Below are 20,433 nucleotides of genomic sequence, written 5' to 3' on the forward strand. Positions count from 1 at the left end.
GGACGTCAGCGGGAGCGAGGCGCTCAGGCCTCGACGATGATCGGGTCGCCGAGGGTGACCTGATCGAAGTACCAGGCGGCGTTGGCCGGGCTGAGGTTGATGCAGCCGTGGCTGACATTGGAGTAGCCCTGCGAGTCCACCGACCACGGCGCGGAGTGCACGTAGACCCCGCTCCAGGTCACCCGCACCGCGTACTCGCCGTCGATGAGGTAGCCCTCCGGATCATCCAGCGGGATCCCGATGGTGCGGGAGTCGAACTTGATGGTCCGCTCCTTCGACAGTGCCGTGAACGAGCCGATCGGGGTGGGCCGGCTGGGTTTACCCAGCGAGGCCGGCATCTCGCGCAGGGTTTCGCCGTTGCGGCTCACCGTGAACGAGTGCCCGGAGATGCTGGCGACCGCCAAAAGCGCGTCACCGGTCTCGAACCCCGTCGACATGCCCTTGACCGTGACGTCGACCTTGGTGTGCGGCGGCCAGTAGCCGTCGGGAACCCACTGCACCTCGCGGTCGCTGACCCAGTCGAAGCTCCCGGTGGTGTCGCTGTCGGAGCGGATCGCGATGACCCGCTCGGCGGCAGCACGGTCGGTGACCGGCGCGACGAAGTGGACGATCACCGGGTGGGCCACCCCGACAACCGAATTCGGGGCGGGCTGGATCGCGGCGACGGTCAGTGCCGGGTCCGGCGGGGCGATCGACGCCCAGCTGGCGTTGCCGGAGCCCATCGCGACCATGGCGGTGACGGCCGAGACGACCATTACCCAGCGAACTACCCGGTGCACGGCTTCCCCCTTCGGCCCGTAACGGCCCTCACGTTAGGTAGCCATTCTATCGGTTGTCTGTCGAAGTCGCCCATAGCAAATCCCAACCAGCTCCCATTCTAGGATCAATAGAGGTCGGTATGCCCGCTGAACAACGCACAGCAAACATGTTGTCGGTGTTTTGGCGCGGATCCCTCGTGGCCGGCGGCCCCGGGTGCGATGATGACGATCAGACACAGTACGGCCGCCAATCGGCCCGAGATCGCAGACTCTCGTCGAGCCTGGAGAAAGGGGCACCGGTGTCGGTGATCGATGGGTTACCCGCCCACATTCTGATCAATCATTTCGTGGTGGTGCTCATGCCGCTGACCGCCCTGCTGGCGATCCTGTGCGCGGTGTGGCCGGCCGCGCGCCAGCGGCTGGTGTGGCTCGTGGTGGTGCTCGGTGTGGCGACCGCCGCGGCGACGGTCGTGACCGTCAAGTCGGGGGAGTGGCTCATCGACCATGCCGATCAGCAGTCGGCGATGATGGATCACCATGCCGAGTTGGGCGACACCATGGGCTATTTCGCGGCTGCGCTGCTCGTCGCGGTGATCCTGCTGGCGGTGCTGCACGTGCGCCGGAGCCGCGAGGCGCTGACGCCGGTCGTGCACGCGCTGATCGTGGTGGTGGTGCTCGCCGCCTCGGTCGCATCACTGGTGCAGGTGTATCGCACCGGTGACTCCGGGGCCCGCGCGGCGTGGGGGTCGTTCGTCCCGTCGATCGGTGGCTAGGGGTCGGGCCCGTCGCCGGCCGTCGAGGAACGACTATCGGCGCAGTTGACGAGCTGTTTCGTTCGACGATCGTCGTGGTGGCAGGTTTGAGAATTTTCGTCGAGACGGTGGGCAGGAATCCCCTAAACTCAGCGTGGCTAGGCAGTGGTGATCGCGGGTTGCGGGTAGATGAATCAGCCCGGCTGGCGCTATCGAGATCCGACGTACGAGGTGAGGGACATGAGCCGGCATCAGGCAGTGGAGGTTAGTGCTGAGCAGGCGTGGTTTTTGGCCGACCTGCTACGGGCCGGCAGCTATCCGTGGAAATTGGCCATCACCGCGCCGTACACCGATCCCGCAGCGTACACCGACTTCCGTGAGCGTTGCACGGCCGAATTGGTCGAGCAGGGGATCATCGATGACTACGAGGTCGTGGTACCCGCGGTCGCCGCCAGCGTCCGTGCAATATGCCAAGCGCGGCAGTGGTTGGAGTGGCTCACCGTCGTCGACGAGGACCAGGTGATGCGTGGGGTCCTCGTGCGCGACGGTGACTCGGGGGCCGCTGTGGTGGCCCTCCGGTATGCGCAGATGGTGACCTTCACCCCGATGCAACTCGATAGCAGTGAGGCATTGGTCCCGGTGGTCACCGTCGGGCTCGATGATCAGCAACCGGCTGTGTTCGCCGAGTTCTCACTGCCGATGGAGCTTGGCGTGACCTTGGACAAGCAGATCGCCGCGGGCGCCGACATCGGTGCCGTTTTGGCCCAGGCCGGGGTTCCCGAACCCGATGCGCAAGTGATGGAGATCGCCCGCTCCGGCGACCACCCGTTCGTCGAGATCACGGCCCACGAGCAGCTACCAGAGGGGTCGCGGCAGGCCACCGATGTCTGCGTCAACGTCATCAACACCGAGATCGGCCGCATTCTTGTCAGTCCGGACCCCGACGAGCCGCGGGCCAGCGGTGTATCGGTGTTCCGGCCGGCCGAGCCGTTCGCGGTGGCGGTCGCGTTGCGTGATCTCACCGAACGGCTGCCATCGCGAGCATGGTTTCCCGACGAATCATTCACCATCTGAACCCCGAATCGGAAAGCTTGGCAGGAGCTATGAGCACTCCCTCAGAACCCGGCGGTGATGCAGACCAAAACCCGCCCGACCCGGACCCCGGCCCGCAGCCCACTGAGGCGCAACCGCCGGAGCAGACGCGTCCGCTTCGCCCGCGTGACGAGCCCGGCGATGAAACGGCGCAACCCGGCGTTCCGGTGTGGAGTCGCCAACACCCTCCGCCGCCTCCCCGGGAGATGGCGTCGCTCGACGAGCAACCGCAACACCGGCCACCGTCGGGCACCGGGGCGGGCGGCGGTCCGGGGGCATGGCAGCCCTCCAATCCTGGCGAGCCCGGCGGCCGCGAACTGAGCCACACGCCCGCCGCTCCCGGCGCATACTCACAGGCAGGCTACGTACCGCCGCAGTCGGAGCGGACCGAAGTCATCGAGCCGTTCTTTACCGATCAGCCGCCGCAGGCGGCCGCACCTGCGCAGGCGGGGATATTCGGCGGACCCGGCCCTGCACCGCCCGCTCCGACACCGCAATTCCAGCCGTGGACCGGGGGGGAGGGTCACCGTCGCGACGACGGCGACGCCCTGGTGACACGCCGCCGCCGGCCGGCCGCATCAGGGGGGTGGCGCCGCTGGTTGTCCAAGCTCACCGGCGGCCGGATCAATCCGGGCCCGAGCGCCAAGCAAGAGAAGCACGAGGAGTTGCTCACCAAGGTCCGCAGTTCGTTGACCGGGGTCAACAAAGTCGCGTTCGTCTCCGCCAAGGGGGGCGTTGGCAAAACCACCATGACGGTCGCGCTGGGTAGTGTGATCGCCCGAGAGCGCGGTGACCGGGTGATCGCGGTCGACGTCAACACCGATCTTGGTGATCTCGCCGCGCGCTTCGACGAGGACGGTGGGCAAGGCGCCAACATCGAGCAGATGGCCAGCCTTCGGGACAGCGGCCGCTACGCGCGAGTTCGCGAGCATACTGTACAGAATCGCGCGCGACTGGAAGCTTTGAGTTCCCAAAACGATCCGCGCTCGACCTACACCTTGAACGTTCCGGACTATGCCGCCACGATGCGCATCCTGGAGACCCACTACAACGTGGTTCTGCTCGACTGCGGCACGTCCATCACCGCGCCGCTGTTCGCGGCGATCGCTGACGATGTCAATACGTTGGTCGTTGTCGCAGCACAGAACACCCGCGGTGTCGTCGGTGCGCGCAACACGTTGGAATGGTTGCACGCCCACGGCTTTGGACGTTTACTCCAGCACACGGTTGTCACTCTCAATGCGACCGATCGGGGTAAGCCGTTGATCGACCTCAAAGCGGCAGAGGAACTTTTCCGCCAAATGGTTCCTGAGGTGGTCGTCGTGCCCTACGACCCGCATCTCGCCGAGGGGAGCGCGGTCGACCACGAGGCGTTGCGCGCGCGGACCCGCAAAGCGCTTTTCCGACTGGCCGGAGCGGTCGCCGATCATTACCCGGTCCGCCACGGTCAAGGGCGAGTTCGGGTCTACTGACAGATGGATCCAGCAATCGCCACGGGTCTGGTGCGGGTCGCCGTCATCGGTGACGACTCAGCCGCTGATCTGGCACTGCCGACCAAAGTCTCGATCCGAGAATTGATACCGGTCGTCCGTAGAGTTCTGGCGAGTGGGCGCGACGACGACGACCTCTCGTCGGAGCAGGCTGCCGAGCCTGTGAGGCCGTACTCGCTGCGGCCCTTCGCCGGCACTCCGTTCAGCTTGGACGCGACATTGGAAACGATGGCGGTCAAAGACGGAGAGCAACTACTGCTGTGCGTGTTGCCGCCCGGGCCTGCCGCGCCGCCGGTCGTCGAGGACATCGCCGATGCGGCAGCCATTCACTCCTCACAACAGACCAGCGTGTTCGATCCGTCGACCATGCTGGGGCCCGCAGCCTTGGTCGTCGGGGTGGCTGCCCTCGTGTTGCTCTGTGGCTTGGCCGGATACGGCTGGTACTCGGGATATCCAGTATGGGCGCAGGGAACGTTCGGTGCCCTTGCCGTCACATCGGCCGTCGCGACCGCGCTTTTGGGGCGCCGTGATCATGGACAGGCGTCCGGCATCCTCGGGGTGGCAACCGTGTTGCCGCTGGGGTTGGCGCTGGCCGCCGCACTGCCGTCGGGCACCCCCGCCCCGCGCCTGGTGCTGGCCGCCGCCGGATTGTTCGCCTGGTCTCTGCTGCATGTGGCGATCTCGTCCCGGTGGGTCGCCACGCACGCCGCGGTCGTTTTGGTCAGCGCATCGGTTGGTCTGGCCGCGGCAGCCCGGATACTTTGGAATTTCCCGTATTTGACGTTGGGCTGTGCGCTGCTGACCGTGGCATTGATCGTCGCGATCCAGGCACCGACGTTCGCACCGGTGTTGGCTCGATTCCCGTTTTTCTACGTGCCGGCGCCCGGTGAGCGGGTTCCCGCGCCGCTGACGTTGGCCGAGATCGAGGATCTACCGCGCAGGGCAGCGCTGTCACAGTCGTTCCAGGCCGGCCTGGTCAGCGGTTCGGTCGTCCTTACCGTCATCGGCTCCGTCATGGTGGTGTGGTTGCCGGACGCGCCGTCGTTGCTGTGTTGGTGGTTGGTCGTCGCGGTCGGGATGGTGACAGTGTTGCGAATCCGATTGTTCGGCGCCGCCGTCCCGTCCCTGTGGTTTCTGGCATCACCGTTGCTGACGGCCGTTGCGCTGACGGCCTCCTTCGCCGCCACCGATCACATGGTCGCCGCGGTCTGGGCGGCAGGTGTGGTGGTCGGTTTGACCGCGCTGCTGATCATCGCCGGTGTCGCGACGCCGGGCGCCCTGTCGATCCCTCGGCGCGGCTATCTGGATATCTTCGAAAACGTCCTGCTGTACACGATTTTGCCGACAGTGGTTTGGCTCGTCGGCCTGATCAGCCTGATTCGCAACCGGAGTCCGCTATGACGGCTCGTCGGATTGGTGCAGTGACCACCGTGGTCATACTCCTGGCGCTGTGCGCCCCGGCGCCGGTGGCCGACGCACTCACTTATCCGGTAGCCGACCCCGCTGCGCTGCCGGATGACGGACCCCCGGGCCCCGACCGCGAGATGCGGCAAAATGGCACCTGCTCGTTCAACGGCGCGCTACCCGGATTCGATCCGGCCGCCGTTCCCGCCAGCCAAGCGATGCTCAACCTTCCCGACGCCTGGAAGCTGTCCCGGGGTGCGGGAGTGAGGGTGGCCCTCATCGATTCCGGCGTCACGCCCCAACCGCGCCTGCCGCAGTTGGAAGGGGGAGGCGATTACATCGATCCGGCGTCCGGGGACAACGGCCTGGTGGATTGCGACGGCCACGGCACGGCCGTTGCGGGGATCATCGCCGCGGCGCCCGGCGAAGACGGATTCAGTGGCGTAGCGCCCGAGGCGGCGTTGACCTCCATCAGGCAAACCTCGATCCAGTGGTCTCCCAAGGCGGTGACCGAAGGCGACCCGCAGCAGGCGAAGACCGCCGGAAACATCGCCACCCTGGCGCGGGCCGTACGCCACGCGGCCGACATCGACGGGGTGCGGGTCATCAACATCTCGATCACCGACTGCATCCCGGTGTACAAGGACGTCGACCAGTCGGCGCTGGGGGCCGCCCTGCGGTACGCCGCCATCGACAAAGACATCGTGGTGATTGCCGCGGCCGGCAATGCGGGAGACAGCAATTGCCAGAGCAACCCGTTGACCGACCCGAACCGGCCTGACGACCCCCGTAACTGGGCGGGTGCGGACACCATCTCCACCCCGTCGTATTGGCAGCCCTACGTCTTGTCGGTTGCGTCGCTGACGCCGGAGGGGCAGCCGTCGAACTTCACGATGGCCGGGCCCTGGATCGGGGTGGGCGCCCCCGGCGAGAACATCGTCTCGCTGGGGAACGCCCCCGGTTCGGGTCTGATCAATGGCCAGCCGTCCAGCAAAGAGCCATTGGTGCCGATCAACGGTACGAGTTTCGCGGCCGCGTACGTGTCGGGGGTGGCGGCACTGCTGCGCGCCCGTTTTCCGGAGCTGACCGCACACCAGATCCTCAATCGGATCACCGCATCGGCCCACAACCCGGCGCGGTCGCCGTCCAACGTGGTCGGTGCCGGTGTGATCGACCCGGTGGCGGCCTTGACCTGGGATATCCCCGATGGCGAGGAACTGCCTTCCCGGATGCCGGTGGTACGCGTGGAGGCGCCGAAACCGGTACCCCCAGAAGATCCGTGGCCCCGCCGAATAGCTTTGGGTGTCGGAGGGACCCTCGCGCTGGGCGCGTTACTTGCAGTGGCCGTCATCGGGAATCGGCGCGGGCGTGACCGGGTTTAGGCGGTTTCGGCCACGGCTCGCTCCGGTGGGGCCGGGCTGGGTCCGTCTGTCCGTTCTGACCACGGTGCTGCTGGGCGGATGGGCGTTCCTCGTCCCAGAGGGGACGCGCCCACACTGGTGGCACTGGACGATTGGCGGTGTGGTGCTCGTCGCATCGCTCGGCTCATGGCATGGGCAGCGCCTGGCGACGACGGCGCGTCGTTGGACGGCGATGATGTGGCGCAACCGTCGTCGCCGGCGCGGTGCACCACTGCCCGTCGCGGAAGCCGAGGAATGTGCCGACCCGGACACCGCGTTGCAGGCCCGCATTGTGATCCAACTGCGCCCCCAAGCCCACATGTTGAGCACACCTGGCGACGGGCGCGACCAGTTGCCGTGGGAGTTCGTCACGTCGTGGTTGGATCGCTACGGCGTGCGCATCGACGAACTGACCGTATGCTCGGTCACCGCTACGCCTCCGCCGAGCGCCTTACGCACCGCGGTCGCTGCGCTGGTGACGGCTCGGACACCGCAGCGCCGGGACACGTGGCTGACGTATCGGCTCAGTGCCGACAACAACGTCGCCGCGCTCCTGGCGCGCGGCACCACGGTCGGAGCCCATGGCGAGGGGGAGGGCGGCGATGTCCCCGGCCGTGCCGTGCTCGCCGAGGTCACCGCCCGCAGGCTCGTGGCAGAGTTCCGGGAGCGTGGCTGGTGGGCCACGGTGCATGACCGGCAGGCGCCACTCCCACGGTTTGTTGCGCCGTCGGCGCGGCGACGCCGCGAGTGCTGGACGGGGACCGAGCATTCCGACGGCTTCCGCGCCGTGTACACAGTTGACCCGCAGCGTGTGGCCGCGATCATCGACCAGTTGCCGACGTTGACCGCGAAGGCCACGTGGATGACGGTCACCATTCGTCCCCACCCGGGTCAGGCGTATGGCGTCGAAGCCTGCCTCGGAACGGTCACCCCCACCCGCCCGCCGCGGGTGCCACTGGCGGGGCTGCGTGGTTTTCACGGCCTGCACCATCTCGCAGCGAAGGCGCTCACCGTCCACGGATTCGAGGCGGGCGACGAGGTGCCGCGACCCGCAGGTACCGGATCGGCCGTGGTCGACCTGGGGAGCGTCGAGTGGCCGACTGCAGCCGCCGGGGTGCCCTTGGGGCGCAACCGCAGCCGTCAGCCGATCTACCTCGGGGTTCAATCGGCCGAACCCGTCCGCATCACCGTGACCGGCACCAGTGAGTTCCATGTCGGGATCGTTGGACGCTTGGCGTTGTCCGGACTTCCGATTGCGATCTACACCGCGATCCCGAACCGGTGGACCCAGCTGGCCAATCACGCTGCTCCTCAGCAGGTTTTGTTGAATCCATCGACCGCGACGGAGGACACCATCGTGGTCACCGATGGCAGCGTCGACCCGCCCATAGCGACGGGAGCCTTCACCGTGGCCCTGCGTCGCCCGCAGAATGCGCCTGCGCCGCCGACCACGGTCGTCATCACCCAGGACCGCCGCAAGGACTTGTTAACCGTCACGACGCCGCGAGGCGCCGAATGGCTGAGCACACAGCTGTAGGCCGGTCAACCCGTGCGAAACAGTCTTCCGCGGCCGCGCGTAGCGCCGTCTCATCGGTCGGACTCATTGACCTACCGGGACCCGAACAGGATCATCGGCAGGTCCGAGTTCCGCTGAGGGGTAAGGGATGATGATTCCCGATGGCGGCCGCGCCACCGGTCCGACAGCCCCCGGCGAGTCGAAGCCGGGGATCTGGCCGCCGGGTGCAGGCGTCCGTGCGGGGATTCCGGCGGGCGGGGGATACACCTGCTCGGGAAACTCGGTCATCAGTCCCGGGCCGATCTGTTGGGTGAACGGTAACCCCACCAGGGGGCCGAATTGACCGGTGTTCTCGGGCATGATCTTGCCGATCGCAGTGGTGTCGGCACCGCGGTCGCTGTAGATTTCGATCGCCGGGAAGTCGGATACCTGTCCACCGGTAATGGGGCCGACATCAGTCGGTTTCACGACGATCCGCCCGTTGACGTTCCACGGGGTGTCCTTCGCCAGGGCTTCCCCGCCGGGTGAGAACGGATCCGCCGCGTGGTACTCGATGAGCACTGACCCCGCGGGATTCTGGCTCACGCGGATGTCGGGTGTGCCCACGTCGACCTGGTCGTTCATCACCGACGGGTTCTGACGCGCCACGATGAAACCGTTGTCGAAATCGACGTAGATGCTGACCCGCGAGTCTTCGGGCCCGGCGGTCGGGCTGAAACCCCGGTTATCGCCGAGGTTGTCACCGGATGGTGTCCAGGCGCTCTCGCCGGGGATGAACAGGTTGGTGCGGACAATGCCTTGGCCTTCAACCGGGTCGATACGTCCGACCACCACATTGGGTGGTGCACCCTGATTTTTTGTGTTGTAACTGTGCGGGTCTAGTTGGGCAGCCATCCGCCAGTCGTTGGCGGTGACCGGAGCGCGACCGTAGACCTCGGTGAACGCGTCGATCTGGTTCTGTCGCCGGTTATCCTCGGGTTCCGGTTCGGCCTTTTCGGTTCGGTTGTCGACGGCTTGGATCTGCGGTTTGGACGGTTCACGGTCGTCGGAGTCGCCGCGTAGGCGATCCGCGGCGGCTCGGTCCTCATCCTGATAGGCGTCGGCGTGTTCGGTGAACAACTCGGCGTCGCGCTGGAAGTCGGCTGCCTTCACGGTCAGCGCGTCTTCGTGTGGCGTCAAACCCGCAGCAATGCCGACGGCCACCGGGAACCCCATGGTGCCGTGAGTGGCAAGGACACCGTGCAACTCCTCAGCGGCGCGCGGACCGAGTGCTGCTGTGCGCAGCGCTAATTCGTTGTAAACGTCGGCGACACGCAGCAGGTCGGCGGGATTGACCTGCAAGCCCATACTCAACCTCCACCGCGTTGGGGAGCAATTGTCGTCGTGTGCATCACCACCGGGCCGGAGGCCTACCAGCTCCGTGATGCGCGGGGAGCCGACCGTGTCTCGAAGACGCGGTCGTCTCGAACCGACGGCAGGTGAGACCGGCCAGCACCCCGCGCGGCGCGCGGTCTATCCGGGCGTATGGCGGTTTAGACCCACTTCGCTGCTTGCGCCTGGTCCCGGCTGAGCATATTGAGAGTGTTGGACTGATGGGTGCCGGCCATCGCGTTGTAGGCACTGACGAGGTCCGCCATCGCCGAGTTCCATTGGGTCTGCCAGGCTTGGTAGGTCATCCCCGTATCGCCTTGCCACGATGCCTGTAGCGCTGCTTGTTCGGTAGCGATGTCGACGCCGAGGGCGTGCAGGGTGCCGGCGTAGCCGGTCATCTCGCCGGCGTGGCCGAGCATCGCCGGGTAGTTGTACATGATCTGAGACATTGATCGGTCCTTTCGGTGGAGTGCGGGAGGGCGGCTTACAAGCTGGGGTTATAGGTGGCAGCGGCGGCCGCGTCAGAGGACACGTAGGTGGTGCCGGCTTCTCCGATGTTGGCCTGGGCGATGTCCAGCAAGGCGTTCACCTTGCTGGCGACCTCGATGAAGCGCATGTGTGCGCCCTGAAACGCCACCGAGGACTCACCCTGGTGGAATGCCTGCGATGCCAAGGCGGACTGCTCGGCTTGGGCGAGAGTGCTTCGCATCAGGGTCGTTTTGGTACCGAACGCCGACTCTGCAGTGAGCAATGCCGGGATATTAGCGTCGAGTAAACCCATGTCAGTCGATCCTTTCTGGGGAAAATTGCGGGGTTACAACCTTTGGCGGCGACAATTCTGGTCTGCCAGGCGCCGCCCTTTCAGCGGTTAGTCAAGGATTCACAGTGACGACCCCCTCCACGCCGGGTTGAACTCGATGCCGTCGTCCTCGGCATCGTCGGCATAGGTCGTGACCGCTCGGGAGGAGGCGCCGTTGCGTCGCTGACCGGCGCCGCCGAGCATCCCGGCGCCACCGCCGGTGGATCCGGCGCTGGCCCCGGGAACGCCGGCGGACGCGGAAAGATTCTGCACGGGGCGCGGAGTCTCGGGCTGCGTCGCAGTGCTCGGAGCGGAGCCCCAGGTAGAGGGTAAATTCGGACGGGTGGGCCCGGAACCGAAAGCCCCACCCGCCAAGCTGGTCAGGCCGGCGGGGTTGATGCCGCCGACGGGCGAGGTACCGGAAAAGCCGACAGGCATGACGTTTCCCGCGTTCCCGAGATCGTTGCCCAGGCCACTGCCGCCGAAACCGGTCAGCAACTGACCCAATTGCTGCGGTGCAGACGACAAAAGCTGTGGCGCGCTGGACAGGATCTCCTGGGGGCCGAACCCCTGCAGACTGGACAATGCCGACTGGGCGACCGAGGGCCCGGCAGAGGCGAACTGCTGAAACAGCCCGGACGCCATGGACTCCGGTTCCAGTCCCTGCCCCACCTCCTCGGGGTCGCCGAACTGTTGGGCGGGGGAAGTGGGCCAGCCGCCATCGGCGAGGGAAGCCGGGCCGCTTGCGGCCTTGCCGGCCAGAAGCTTGTTGCTCATCAGATCGGCACCGGTGACCGCTGTGCCAGCCAGTTCGCCTTCGGCCTGGGTACCGAAACCCGCTGCCGTCGCCACAGCGTCCCCGGCTTCGGAAACGCCGGGAACGACCAGAATCGGTGACGGTGGGGTGAGAGGGATGGAATCGGCCGCGGCGGTCGAGGCGGAATCCCACAGCGTCATGACATCCGCGGCGAGGACCCACATTCGCACGTAGTCCGCTTCGTTCATCCCGATCGGGACGGTGTTGCAGCCGAAAAAGTTGGTTCCGACAAGCACCCCGTGGATCACGTGGTTGGAAATGAGTTCACCCAGTGTGGGCATCGTGGCGACCGCGGAACCGTACTCCGCGGCGATCGTGTCGTGAGCGGCTGAGGCGATCGCCGCTTTTGCCCCGGCCGTACCCAGCCACACCAGATAGGGCTGGTGGGCCACGACAAATTGTTCGGCGGTTGGCCCCTGGTAGGTGGCCTGGATCTGTGCCAGGAGGGCTTCCAGTTCGGCGACCGCGGCGGTGTATTGGGCCGCCAGATCCTTCCAGGACGTGGCGGCGATCTCGATACCCACCGGCGTCCCGCCGAAGTTCAGCAGGGTGGAGTGGACTTCGGGGGGTGCGGCCATCCACACCGGCGGAAGGGGGAGGGTCATGGCGTTCGCAACCGTCGCCGGTCCTACAGGCCTAGGGTCGCCCCGTAGGCGGCGACGCCTTGGACGTCGCCGGCTAGATAGCTCACGCCCGACTCGGCGACGCCAAGCCCGGAGCGCAGCAACTCCTCGTTGCCCAAAATAGCCGAGACCTCGTGTGCAGCACCGTGACTGATCAGCGTGGCCGCCACCTTGGCCGAAACGGGATCGGAACCGGGGGGCAGAATCGCAGCGCTTGCCGCGGACTGCACGGCGTTGACGGCCGTCATCCGGGCCATCAGCGCCTCGACCTCCGCCGATGCGGCTAACAGGGCTTCGGGTGTTACGTCGAGGAATGGCATGGCCGGGGCCCCCTTGTCGGTCTCGTGCTTCTCCATATGTTCGCCGGATCACCGAATGCTCCCGCGGCCTAGGCGGACCGGCCAGAATGCTGCCGAGAGTAGACGATCATTGGCGTCGAAAAAAGCATAAACCGGACATCGGGAGGGTCCGCACACAAATTTTTTTGCGATCGCGACGACGACGTTAAATGTCAACTCGACACTGAGACTGTGGAACCGGGTGGCCGGCGCCCAACGCGGCGACGTCCGTCGGTCACCGCCCGATCGGTCCGTCGGCGGGCACCGCCAACTGCACATACCCCTCGTTCTCGCTGGTTGTGGCGATCAGATAACCGCGCCCGGCGGGCAGGGAGTCCTCGAACTTCATGCCTCCGATCTTGTCGCCGGTCGACCGGGACGACAGCAGGATGCGGTTGGCGCGCTGTGTGGCGATCTGGCCGGGGACCGAGTTCGGAGTGGTTTCGGCGAGATAGGAACCCGCGGCCTTGTGGGCGACGATAACCCGCAGGCCGATGTCACGGGCGTTGGCGAGATGCTGAGCCAGCGGCGCCCAGGTCGGCACCGTCAGCGACTGGCCCGACAGGGGGGCGGGGGCGTCCCCGGCCGTCGCTGGCTGCTGAATCTGGACCTGTGCCGGCACCACGTCCGCATCGTCGATGAACAAGTAGACCACCGGGCCGTGGAAACGCCAGTCGCGTTTGGCCTGCCAGCCGAGATCCCTGGGCGGCGTGCGTTGGCGCAGTAATGCGTCGAGGGCCATCAACCGCTCGGCGATGGAGCCGGGATCGGTCTCGTAGTAGTCCTCCCCCTCGATCAGCAGGTGCGTCTCGGCGCTGAGCCGGCGTTTAACGTCGCAGACCATCAGGATCGAACGGCTCGGGTCACCGGCGCGCCGGGCCAAGACTTCCCGCATGAGGTGCCGTACCAGGGTCGACTTACCGGTCTTGCTGTCGCCGTACACCGCCAGCAGGGGGTCCTCGGCGAAATCGATGATCACCGGATCCAGGTCGCGGCCGCGGAGCCCCAGCGCGAACCGTTCGCCGGTGAGATGCCCCCCGCCAAGTGTCGGTGCGTCGATGAACATCGGCAGCAGCTGCGGTGTCGGAGTCGGTCGCGAACCCGCGTGGTGCGCGCTGATCTGCGCCACGGCCTCGCGAACCTTGAGATCCAGGTCGGCGGTCGAGGACTGGCCATCCAGGCGACCGACAGCGAAACGGATGACATCGCCCACACTGTTGATCCCGCGTCCGGGTTCATTGGCCGGAATACGCTCTTGGGGGCGCAGCATGCCGTCTTCCATCCGGGGCCGGACCTGCGACGATGCCACACCCGCGAGCTTGAGTTCCCACCGGCAGCTCAGCCGGCTCTGCAAAGTCATGCCGAGCTTGAGCCAATCGGCGGAGGTCACCACGACGTGCACACCGTGTTCGCTGCCCAACATCTCTTCGACGTTCTGCATCTGTGGGTTCTTCGGGTTCAGAAGCGAGGTGTTGTCGGAAAGGAATTCCTCCCAGCCGTCGACGATCAGGAAGATGTCGGTGGGGTAGCCGTCATCGAGGTCCGCCTCACCGTCGTTGCGCCGCCGGCGGTACTCGTCCATTGAGGCGATGTCGTGGGCGTGAAACAGTCGGCGCCGATGGGCCAGCATCGCGTCCAGATCGCCGAAGATTCGAACCCCCAGCTCGTTGCGGTCGCGCCCGCCGATCGCTCCGACGTGTGGCAGGTCCTTGAGGGCGGTCAACTCCGGCCCGCCATAGGCGAGCACGTAGAAACCGATCTGTTGCGGGGTGTAGCGGTAAGCAGCCGACAAGATGAACGTCTGCATCACCATGGACAGCTCAGAGCTGCGCATCCCCATCAGCGACACGTTGCCCTGGTCGAGGCTGTAGGTGACCAGCCCGTGGCTGAGCTGACGAGGCCGGTCCACCTCTCCCAGCGGCCACCACGGTAGTCCGGAGGCCCCGGGTGCGCGCATGCCCTCGGCTTGACGCAGCACCGAATCCAGCGGGATCGGATCATCCAACGGGGGAGACCAGAGTTGTTCGGGAGGCCTGCCCCAGGCCGCGGCCAACTGTGGCCCCACGGTCAGGACCAACGACCGAGGGGGCCCCTGCAACACGGAATCGTCGGCAACCACCTCTTCGATGACGGTGTCGGCGTCACGCCGAACCTGCCCGGCGGTGAACAGACGGACCCGTGGCCGCGCCGTGATCACCTTCCGGTCGATCGTCACCGGAGGTTCGTACTTGTCGGGCAGCAGGAATCCACGGAACTTCGTGGGCTCGGCACCCGGTGCGCGGACGAAGTATCCGGTTCCCTTGTGCTGTTTCCCGTCCGGAATATGGTAGGCGTCCTCATTGCCGATGACCCGTCGCGAGATGGACGACGAGGCGACCTTCAGCCCGAACCGGTACTGGGTGTTATCGGGGATTTTCTTGATGACGCCTTCGTCGAGCGTCTGGCTGGCGAACAGGAAGAACACCCCGTATGAGCGGCCCTTGCGGGTGACGACGTCGAAGACCTCGGCCATGTTCGGGTGGTCCTTGAGCATCAGCGAGAACTCATCGAGGATGACGAACATCGTCGGAATCGGGGGCAGGTCGGCATTTGGGTTCGCCGCGCGCGCTTCGTTGTATTCACGCAAGCTCTCGAAGGCCGCCCCTTTGATTCGGTTACCGGCTTCCTTGAACGTTCTTCCGCGTTTATCCAGGATGCCGAACAGCGTCTCCCCGAATCGTTCGACCAGTGACCGCTTCTCCTCCATGTTCGACACGACCGCCACCGTGTGTGGATAACTGGAAAAGGCATCCATGCCGGCTTCGTCTTTGAAGTCTCCCAGGAATACCTGAACCACATCGGGGGAATGGCGCACCAGAAGGCCGAAAACGATGGCGGTGAGCAGCTTTGATTTCCCCGACCCGGTCATGCCGATCATCAGCCCGTGCGGCCCGTTGCCGCCGTCGGCCTCGTCCTTGAGGTCGATGATCAACGGGGCCCCGCCCGGTTGCAGTCCGACCGGGATGCGTAACTGGTCCTCGAAGGGCCGATCGCCCCACAGTGCTGCTACATCCAACCGCGCCGCATTCTCGATGTTCAGCAACCCCAATAAGCTTTGCACTGCCTGCGATTCGGAGTTTTGGCGGCCTGTCGCGCCGATGTCCCACTGTGAGAGCAACCGTGCCGTGTTCCTCGCGATCCCGACGTCGAGGAGGTCCAGTTCGTTGCAGAAGGCCCGCCAGCCGAAGTTGTGCCACTCCTGCATGCCAACGGTGCCGTCGCCGGAGCGCACCACTCGAACGATGAGTTCACGGGGGTGGCTGGCCTGGTCGCGGTCGGGGCCGTCGCCGCCGCGGCGGGCGACGACGGTCACCCCGTCGCGTGCGCCGATTCGCTTGAGCAGCGGCATCGGGGCCGCGGGGTCGTCGACGACGATCAGGATGTGCTTCTGTGTCTTCGACGGGCCCTCGGCGGTGGGGCTGCCCGTGGCGCTGACCAGCTCGGACCTTTCGTTGAGGAGCGGGGTGAGCATGCTTTCGGCTTCTCGCAGCGAGGTCGCAAGATAGCGGGCCGGTCCGGCCCCGTCGATGTCAGGGCTTTCGGTGTGGGGCAGCCACTTCGTCCAGGACCAGTGGGTCTCCAGCTGACCGGAGGCAACCACCACCGAGGCTGAGGTGGGAGTGTGCCAGCAGGCGAGCTGGCAGATCCATGCCCGTGTCGTTGCGGCGAACAGCTCGGGCTCCGCGTACATGCTGATCAGGCCGATTCCGGAGAGGTCGATCGCCTTCGGACAGTGAGGGATTGACTGCTGTACGGCTCGCATATGCTGCAGTGACGTTTTCGCCACGGGCTCGAGGTCGAGCTCGGAGTCGACCGGTTTCACCTTGACTTGGCTGGTCAGGGCGACTTCGGTGCGGCCGACGCGGATTCGCAGATAGTCCGGGTCGGTGGAGCCGCGCTCCCACATTCGCGGAGACCCGACGACGGCATCGAGCAGTTCTGGGTCGAGATGGGACCACTCGGCGCTCGCTCGCTGGTTGTCGGCGGCGGATCGGATCTTGAGTGCTGTCGCCGAAAGGTAGCGCAGATACTCTGCGCGTTCGGAATTCACTTCCGGTGTGGACATTTCGGCGTTTCCACCCTGGCCCTGCAGAGATTGGAACAGGCCGAGCGCCATCATGGCCATGAAAAACAGGTACATCGGGTTCATCTGCCGGAAACCGGAGACGAACATGATGATGATCATCCCGACGATCGCCACGCCGAACACGAACGGCAGGGCTTTACGGACAGCACCGACCTGAATGCTGCGCGGCAGTTCCGGGGGCGGATCGATCAGGAACTTCTCGTCGCGGCGGATCGGGCCCGCGATTCGGCGCCTGGGGGTGAACATCTCGCGCATGGACTACGGCTCTCTTCAGTGCGCCACGAGCGCATCGTCTTTGGACAGGGTGGGCCCGGCCTGGAACAAACTGACCACCGCCCACGGTGCGGGGACCGGATTGGCCGTCATTCCCAGAGCGGCGGCGTTTTTCCCCGGCTGTTCAGCGTCGTCGGCGATCCCGTACCGCACACCGAGATCCGATACCCAGAACAGTGATTCTGCGGTCTTGGACTGTGGGTGCTGGCCGGTCACCTGGACGAAGTAACCGCTGCCCTGTGGAAGTGCCACGCGAGTGGCAGTGGTCGGGCCCGCGCCGACCAGTGTCACCGGAGCGGTGTCAGCGCTCAACGGCAGGCGCTGGCCGACCGATAGCGTCAGACTCGAGGTGGGCGCACCGTCGAGTTTGACCCACTGGCCGCAGGTCACAGGCTCGGTGACCGGGTCGATGACGGTCAGAGGCGAGCTCGGATAATCCTCCACGGGAATCGGGCGCACAGCGGGAGCCTTGGCGACTTCGTCGGGGGTCAGTTCGGGTGGCTCCACCAGTCCGTAGGCGTTCGACGATCGCAGCATGGCGGCGACGACCGAGGGGATCGCCTGAAGCCCCTCGGCGGTCACGGCGTAGTGGCGGAGTCGATCCCCTTCGTGATCGACGACCACCGACCCGATCGGCGGTGCGGGTTTGGTGCTCGGCCAGACGAACCGCGGCGGGTCACCGGCATTGGCCAGGAACGGCACACCCAGCGGTTCGGACTCGGGAATCAGATTCAGAAGTTGACGATCGATGCGGCGCGGCGTAGGCGTGTCGAGGTTGATGCCCACGGCCGATGCCACGGCGGTGTCACTCAAATCGATGCGGGCGCGTTTGTTGTCCCAGATCAGCCAGGTGTTTTTGCCGCCGTTGGCGGTGGCCAGCAAGGCGTGGGAATCCGGCATCGAGGTCGCGTGGCCGGGCCCGGGCACCGGGTCACCGGCGATCACCGTCGTTCCTGACTCCGGTCCGGACACCGCGTCGCAGACGAGCCAGCGCGCATCCCGGTCGGGGCTCTGCACGATGCGTGACGGCGCACCGGGGATGCCCAACGTGTTACCGAGAGTGAAGCTGTCGATCTCCGCGGGTTTGACCGTGGTGGGCTCGGCGGCCTTGCCCAATATCAACCTGGCGCTGGCCAGATTGAGAACCGGATGTAGCTGGTCGTTGACGACGACGTAGAGCGCGTTGGTGGAGCGGTCGGCCAGCAACGGGCGGTTGCCGCCGGCCCCGGCGGGTTTGATGATCGATAGTACGAAGGCGCCCGCCAGCAACACGACCGCGATCAACACGCTGACGGTGAGCGACCGTGATTGGCGGCGCAGTGGATCCGCCAACATCCTGGTGTCCTGCAGAGCCACCCCGTTGCTCAGGCGCCGGATCTGGAAGCGCCAGCCCGAGATCTGGTGGCGGGTGACCGAGCCCCATCCCTTTTGAGCCGACGTGTCCGGTTCCGTGTTGGTCCCGAGGACGGGGCTTTTCGATTTGAAGCCGCGACGCGGACGGTCCTGCTGTCCGAGGTTTGTGCTCATCGCCGGGCCTCGGCCGCGGATTCAGCAGCGAGGGTGATGCGTTGTTTGCGGAGTAACAGTGTCGCAGCGGCGTCGATATCCGCTGCCGTGATCGTTTGCAGGGATTCCGCCGATGCGTCGGGGTCGTCGAGTGCCCCGGAGATGTCGAGGCGGTGGTCCCGTTCTTCTTCGGCGCGTTCCAGAAGCGTATTGGCGAATCGGCCGTTACCCGCGACGTCGAGCGCGCAGCGTTGCCGCCCCCCGGTGTCAGAAACAATCGCGGTCGAGAGCTGGTGGTAGATCGTGGTCAGGGCGGCAGAATCGGCGACAACACTGCCGCGTCGCGCGGCTGCGCGCTCGGTGATCTCGACCAATTCGGCCGCGGTGTAAGAAGGCAACTCGATCTCACGACCGAATCGTGAGCGCAGGCCTTCGTTGGAGTCGAGGAACTCGTCCATTTTGTCGGCGTATCCGGCGACGATCACCATCAACACGTCGGCGTAGTCGACCATGTAGCGAATCAGTTCCCCGATCACCAGCGGGCCGAAATCGTTTTTCGAACCCGAGTCGGTGAGCGTGTAGGCCTCGTCGATGAACAACACGCCGCCACCGGAGTCGATGATGCTGCGCATGATGTTCAAGATCTTGGCCTCAGAGCCGCCGATCACCTTGTCGAGGAGATCGCCGCGGCCAGCTTCGATGAAGGTATCGCTGGGAAGGACGTCCGCAGCGCACAGGAGCTTGCCGATCACCCGTGCGATCGTGGTCTTCCCAACCCCGGGTGGGCCTTTGAGGACCAAATGCAGCGAGCGGTTGTTGGCCGGCATCCCCAGGTCTTTGCGGCGCTTGGCGGCGCGCACGCTGGACTCCAGCTTCGCGATCTGGTCTTTGACGTCGACCATCCCGACGAAGGCGTCCAGTTCGCGGGTGGCTTCGGCTTTCAACTGTTCGCGACGTTCTGCGCCCAGTTGGCGGGTGTGCTCCCGTTCTCCGGGTTCGGTCGCCGGATCCCAGTAGTCACTGCGGGCGTCGATCCGAGCGGCGGTGGTCGCCAAAATACCGAAGTCGGGATCGGACAGAGCGTTGGCGATCCGGGAGCGAACGGCGTCGCTGACGTCGTTGACCGCGTACGCCTCGTTCAAGAGCGCCGCGGACTCCTGCTGGCGGTCCAGAACCCGCGCACACAACGCCGCGATCAGCAGCGCCTCTGCGGTGGCGGCGGGGACCGGACCGCGCCCCTCGCTGTGGAGCAGTTCGAAAGCCTGCTCCCACAGCCCCAGATAGGCGCCCGCGATCCCGTAGGCGACCGCCACCGCCTGGCGCAGGTACACATCGGAAGTGTCGAGACGGATCCCCGAAAGCACCCGCCGAACGTCGTGCCAGCGGGCCGCGCGCCAGTAGACCACCGCCAACACCCATCCTGCCCAAGCGGGGTGCGCGCTGAGCAGACGATTATCGAGAAGCGTGTGGGCGCTTTCGTATTCGCCCGCATGTGCGCGCGCGGCCGCGCACGCCAGCAAAACACCGTCGCTGCCGATTGCGGGAAGGTTGATGTACAGACCGCTGTCGAAGACGAAGTTGAGGGCGTCCTCGGCGACGTCGCTGGACGTCAACAACTCTCCGAAGGTTTCCAGGCTGCGGTAGGCGTTCTCCAAGACATCGCGGGAGGTCTCACCGGCGGCGGCCAGGCCGCGCCAGCCGTCGCATTGCTCGGCGTAGCGCCCGGTCAACCGCATGAATCCGTCACGGGCCATGCGCAAGTCGGGGATCTGCGTTCGTCCGAAGACCGTGGCGCCCAAATTGGCGCAGCTGCGGGTGAAGAGGTCGATGGCGTCGCGGTCGATCACCATGGCTCCCCACCGTCGTCGGGAAGCACCGTGGCGGTGACTGCGGCGGCATGGCGGGTCAACTGCGCGTACGCCTCCTGGCAGATTGCGGTGAGCACCTCAGCCAGGTCCTCACCCGGGTAGCGATCGATGAGGTCGTCGGGAAAATCGGCGTCGACCACCATGCCGTCGCCGCTGAACTCCACCCCGCCCTCGCCGTCGGGAAACGGGATTGTAATCCGGGTGTCCACGATGGCTTTTCTCGCATTGCGAACCTGGTCGAGAAACGCCGCGCCACGGTCCAGTTCGGCGACGAGCGCGGGATGAAGGGGGATGTCCATT

General features: G+C 66.0%; 16 protein-coding genes. 6 read left to right on the plus strand and 10 right to left on the minus strand.

Annotated features, from left to right (window positions below; genetic code table 11):
- Positions 1 to 23: 23 nt before the first annotated feature.
- Positions 24 to 779 carry a L,D-transpeptidase gene (locus B8W67_RS15480; RefSeq protein ID WP_069391711.1) on the minus strand — a complete coding sequence of 252 codons (756 nt, stop codon included), beginning with the start codon at positions 777 to 779 and terminating at the stop codon, positions 24 to 26.
- 278 nt (positions 780 to 1,057) lie between these two features.
- Between B8W67_RS15480 and B8W67_RS15485 the strand changes: the two genes are divergently transcribed.
- From B8W67_RS15485 to B8W67_RS15510, 6 genes are all read left to right on the plus strand, one after another.
- A complete protein-coding gene (locus B8W67_RS15485; RefSeq protein WP_069391760.1) occupies positions 1,058 to 1,531 on the plus strand; it encodes a DUF2231 domain-containing protein in 474 nt (157 codons plus the stop codon).
- Between the two features lie 219 nt (positions 1,532 to 1,750).
- Positions 1,751 to 2,584: an ESX secretion-associated protein EspG gene (locus tag B8W67_RS15490; RefSeq protein ID WP_085304874.1), complete on the plus strand. Its 834-nt coding sequence runs from the start codon at positions 1,751 to 1,753 to the stop codon at positions 2,582 to 2,584.
- A gap of 224 nt (positions 2,585 to 2,808) precedes the next feature.
- Entirely contained in the window at positions 2,809 to 4,074 is a 1,266-nt protein-coding gene (locus B8W67_RS15495) for a MinD/ParA family ATP-binding protein (RefSeq protein WP_163797258.1), read from the plus strand.
- Between the two features lie 3 nt (positions 4,075 to 4,077).
- Positions 4,078 to 5,493: a type VII secretion integral membrane protein EccD gene (gene eccD / locus B8W67_RS15500; RefSeq protein WP_069391714.1), complete on the plus strand. Its 1,416-nt coding sequence runs from the start codon at positions 4,078 to 4,080 to the stop codon at positions 5,491 to 5,493.
- A complete protein-coding gene (gene mycP, locus B8W67_RS15505; protein ID WP_069391715.1) occupies positions 5,490 to 6,878 on the plus strand; it encodes a type VII secretion-associated serine protease mycosin in 1,389 nt (462 codons plus the stop codon). The genes eccD and mycP overlap by 4 nt, the downstream gene beginning before the upstream one ends.
- A 139-nt stretch (positions 6,879 to 7,017) precedes the next feature.
- The gene (locus tag B8W67_RS15510) at positions 7,018 to 8,433 is read left to right on the plus strand and encodes a type VII secretion EccE family protein (RefSeq protein WP_234793851.1); all 1,416 of its coding nucleotides are present in this window, start codon (positions 7,018 to 7,020) and stop codon (positions 8,431 to 8,433) included.
- Between the two features lie 63 nt (positions 8,434 to 8,496).
- On the opposite strand, the gene B8W67_RS15515 is transcribed toward B8W67_RS15510, so the two are convergent.
- The 9 genes from B8W67_RS15515 to B8W67_RS15555 form a co-directional block, all read right to left on the minus strand.
- Positions 8,497 to 9,759 (minus strand): type VII secretion target, encoded by a 1,263-nt coding sequence (locus B8W67_RS15515; protein WP_069391717.1) that lies wholly within the window; start codon positions 9,757 to 9,759, stop codon positions 8,497 to 8,499.
- A 185-nt stretch (positions 9,760 to 9,944) separates the two neighbouring features.
- Positions 9,945 to 10,232: a WXG100 family type VII secretion target gene (locus B8W67_RS15520; protein ID WP_069391718.1), complete on the minus strand. Its 288-nt coding sequence runs from the start codon at positions 10,230 to 10,232 to the stop codon at positions 9,945 to 9,947.
- A gap of 35 nt (positions 10,233 to 10,267) precedes the next feature.
- A complete protein-coding gene (locus B8W67_RS15525) occupies positions 10,268 to 10,564 on the minus strand; it encodes a WXG100 family type VII secretion target (RefSeq protein ID WP_069391719.1) in 297 nt (98 codons plus the stop codon).
- Between the two features lie 99 nt (positions 10,565 to 10,663).
- On the minus strand, positions 10,664 to 12,004 hold the full coding sequence (locus tag B8W67_RS15530) for a PPE family protein (RefSeq protein WP_069391720.1): 1,341 nt from the start codon (positions 12,002 to 12,004) through the stop codon (positions 10,664 to 10,666).
- A gap of 23 nt (positions 12,005 to 12,027) precedes the next feature.
- On the minus strand, positions 12,028 to 12,378 hold the full coding sequence (locus B8W67_RS15535) for a PE family protein (RefSeq protein WP_234793852.1): 351 nt from the start codon (positions 12,376 to 12,378) through the stop codon (positions 12,028 to 12,030).
- A gap of 217 nt (positions 12,379 to 12,595) precedes the next feature.
- Positions 12,596 to 16,741 (minus strand): type VII secretion protein EccCa, encoded by a 4,146-nt coding sequence (gene eccCa / locus B8W67_RS15540; RefSeq protein ID WP_069391721.1) that lies wholly within the window; start codon positions 16,739 to 16,741, stop codon positions 12,596 to 12,598.
- Positions 16,742 to 16,756: 15 nt separating this feature from the next.
- Entirely contained in the window at positions 16,757 to 18,286 is a 1,530-nt protein-coding gene (eccB, locus tag B8W67_RS15545) for a type VII secretion protein EccB (protein WP_069391722.1), read from the minus strand.
- Entirely contained in the window at positions 18,283 to 20,115 is a 1,833-nt protein-coding gene (gene eccA / locus B8W67_RS15550; RefSeq protein ID WP_069391723.1) for a type VII secretion AAA-ATPase EccA, read from the minus strand. The genes eccB and eccA overlap by 4 nt, the downstream gene beginning before the upstream one ends.
- The gene (locus B8W67_RS15555; protein WP_069391724.1) at positions 20,109 to 20,432 is read right to left on the minus strand and encodes a hypothetical protein; all 324 of its coding nucleotides are present in this window, start codon (positions 20,430 to 20,432) and stop codon (positions 20,109 to 20,111) included. The genes eccA and B8W67_RS15555 overlap by 7 nt, the downstream gene beginning before the upstream one ends.
- Position 20,433: the final 1 nt, after the last annotated feature.

The sequence above is a fragment of the Mycolicibacillus koreensis genome, from assembly GCF_002104795.1.
Classification (GTDB): domain Bacteria; phylum Actinomycetota; class Actinomycetes; order Mycobacteriales; family Mycobacteriaceae; genus Mycobacterium; species Mycobacterium koreense.

Bases quoted from the DNA above. Each gene is read 5' to 3' on its own strand.
- B8W67_RS15555 (WP_069391724.1), bottom strand. From the start codon at position 20,432: ATGGACATCCCCCTTCATCCCGCGCTCGTCGCCGAACTGGACCGTGGC.
- mycP (WP_069391715.1), top strand. From the start codon at position 5,490: ATGACGGCTCGTCGGATTGGTGCAGTGACCACCGTGGTCATACTCCTG.
- B8W67_RS15525 (WP_069391719.1), bottom strand. From the start codon at position 10,564: ATGGGTTTACTCGACGCTAATATCCCGGCATTGCTCACTGCAGAGTCG.
- eccCa (WP_069391721.1), bottom strand. From the start codon at position 16,741: ATGCGCGAGATGTTCACCCCCAGGCGCCGAATCGCGGGCCCGATCCGC.
- B8W67_RS15490 (WP_085304874.1), top strand. From the start codon at position 1,751: ATGAGCCGGCATCAGGCAGTGGAGGTTAGTGCTGAGCAGGCGTGGTTT.
- eccB (WP_069391722.1), bottom strand. From the start codon at position 18,286: ATGAGCACAAACCTCGGACAGCAGGACCGTCCGCGTCGCGGCTTCAAA.
- B8W67_RS15520 (WP_069391718.1), bottom strand. From the start codon at position 10,232: ATGTCTCAGATCATGTACAACTACCCGGCGATGCTCGGCCACGCCGGC.
- B8W67_RS15495 (WP_163797258.1), top strand. From the start codon at position 2,809: ATGGCGTCGCTCGACGAGCAACCGCAACACCGGCCACCGTCGGGCACC.
- eccD (WP_069391714.1), top strand. From the start codon at position 4,078: ATGGATCCAGCAATCGCCACGGGTCTGGTGCGGGTCGCCGTCATCGGT.
- B8W67_RS15515 (WP_069391717.1), bottom strand. From the start codon at position 9,759: ATGGGCTTGCAGGTCAATCCCGCCGACCTGCTGCGTGTCGCCGACGTT.
- B8W67_RS15535 (WP_234793852.1), bottom strand. From the start codon at position 12,378: ATGGAGAAGCACGAGACCGACAAGGGGGCCCCGGCCATGCCATTCCTC.
- eccA (WP_069391723.1), bottom strand. From the start codon at position 20,115: ATGGTGATCGACCGCGACGCCATCGACCTCTTCACCCGCAGCTGCGCC.
- B8W67_RS15530 (WP_069391720.1), bottom strand. From the start codon at position 12,004: ATGACCCTCCCCCTTCCGCCGGTGTGGATGGCCGCACCCCCCGAAGTC.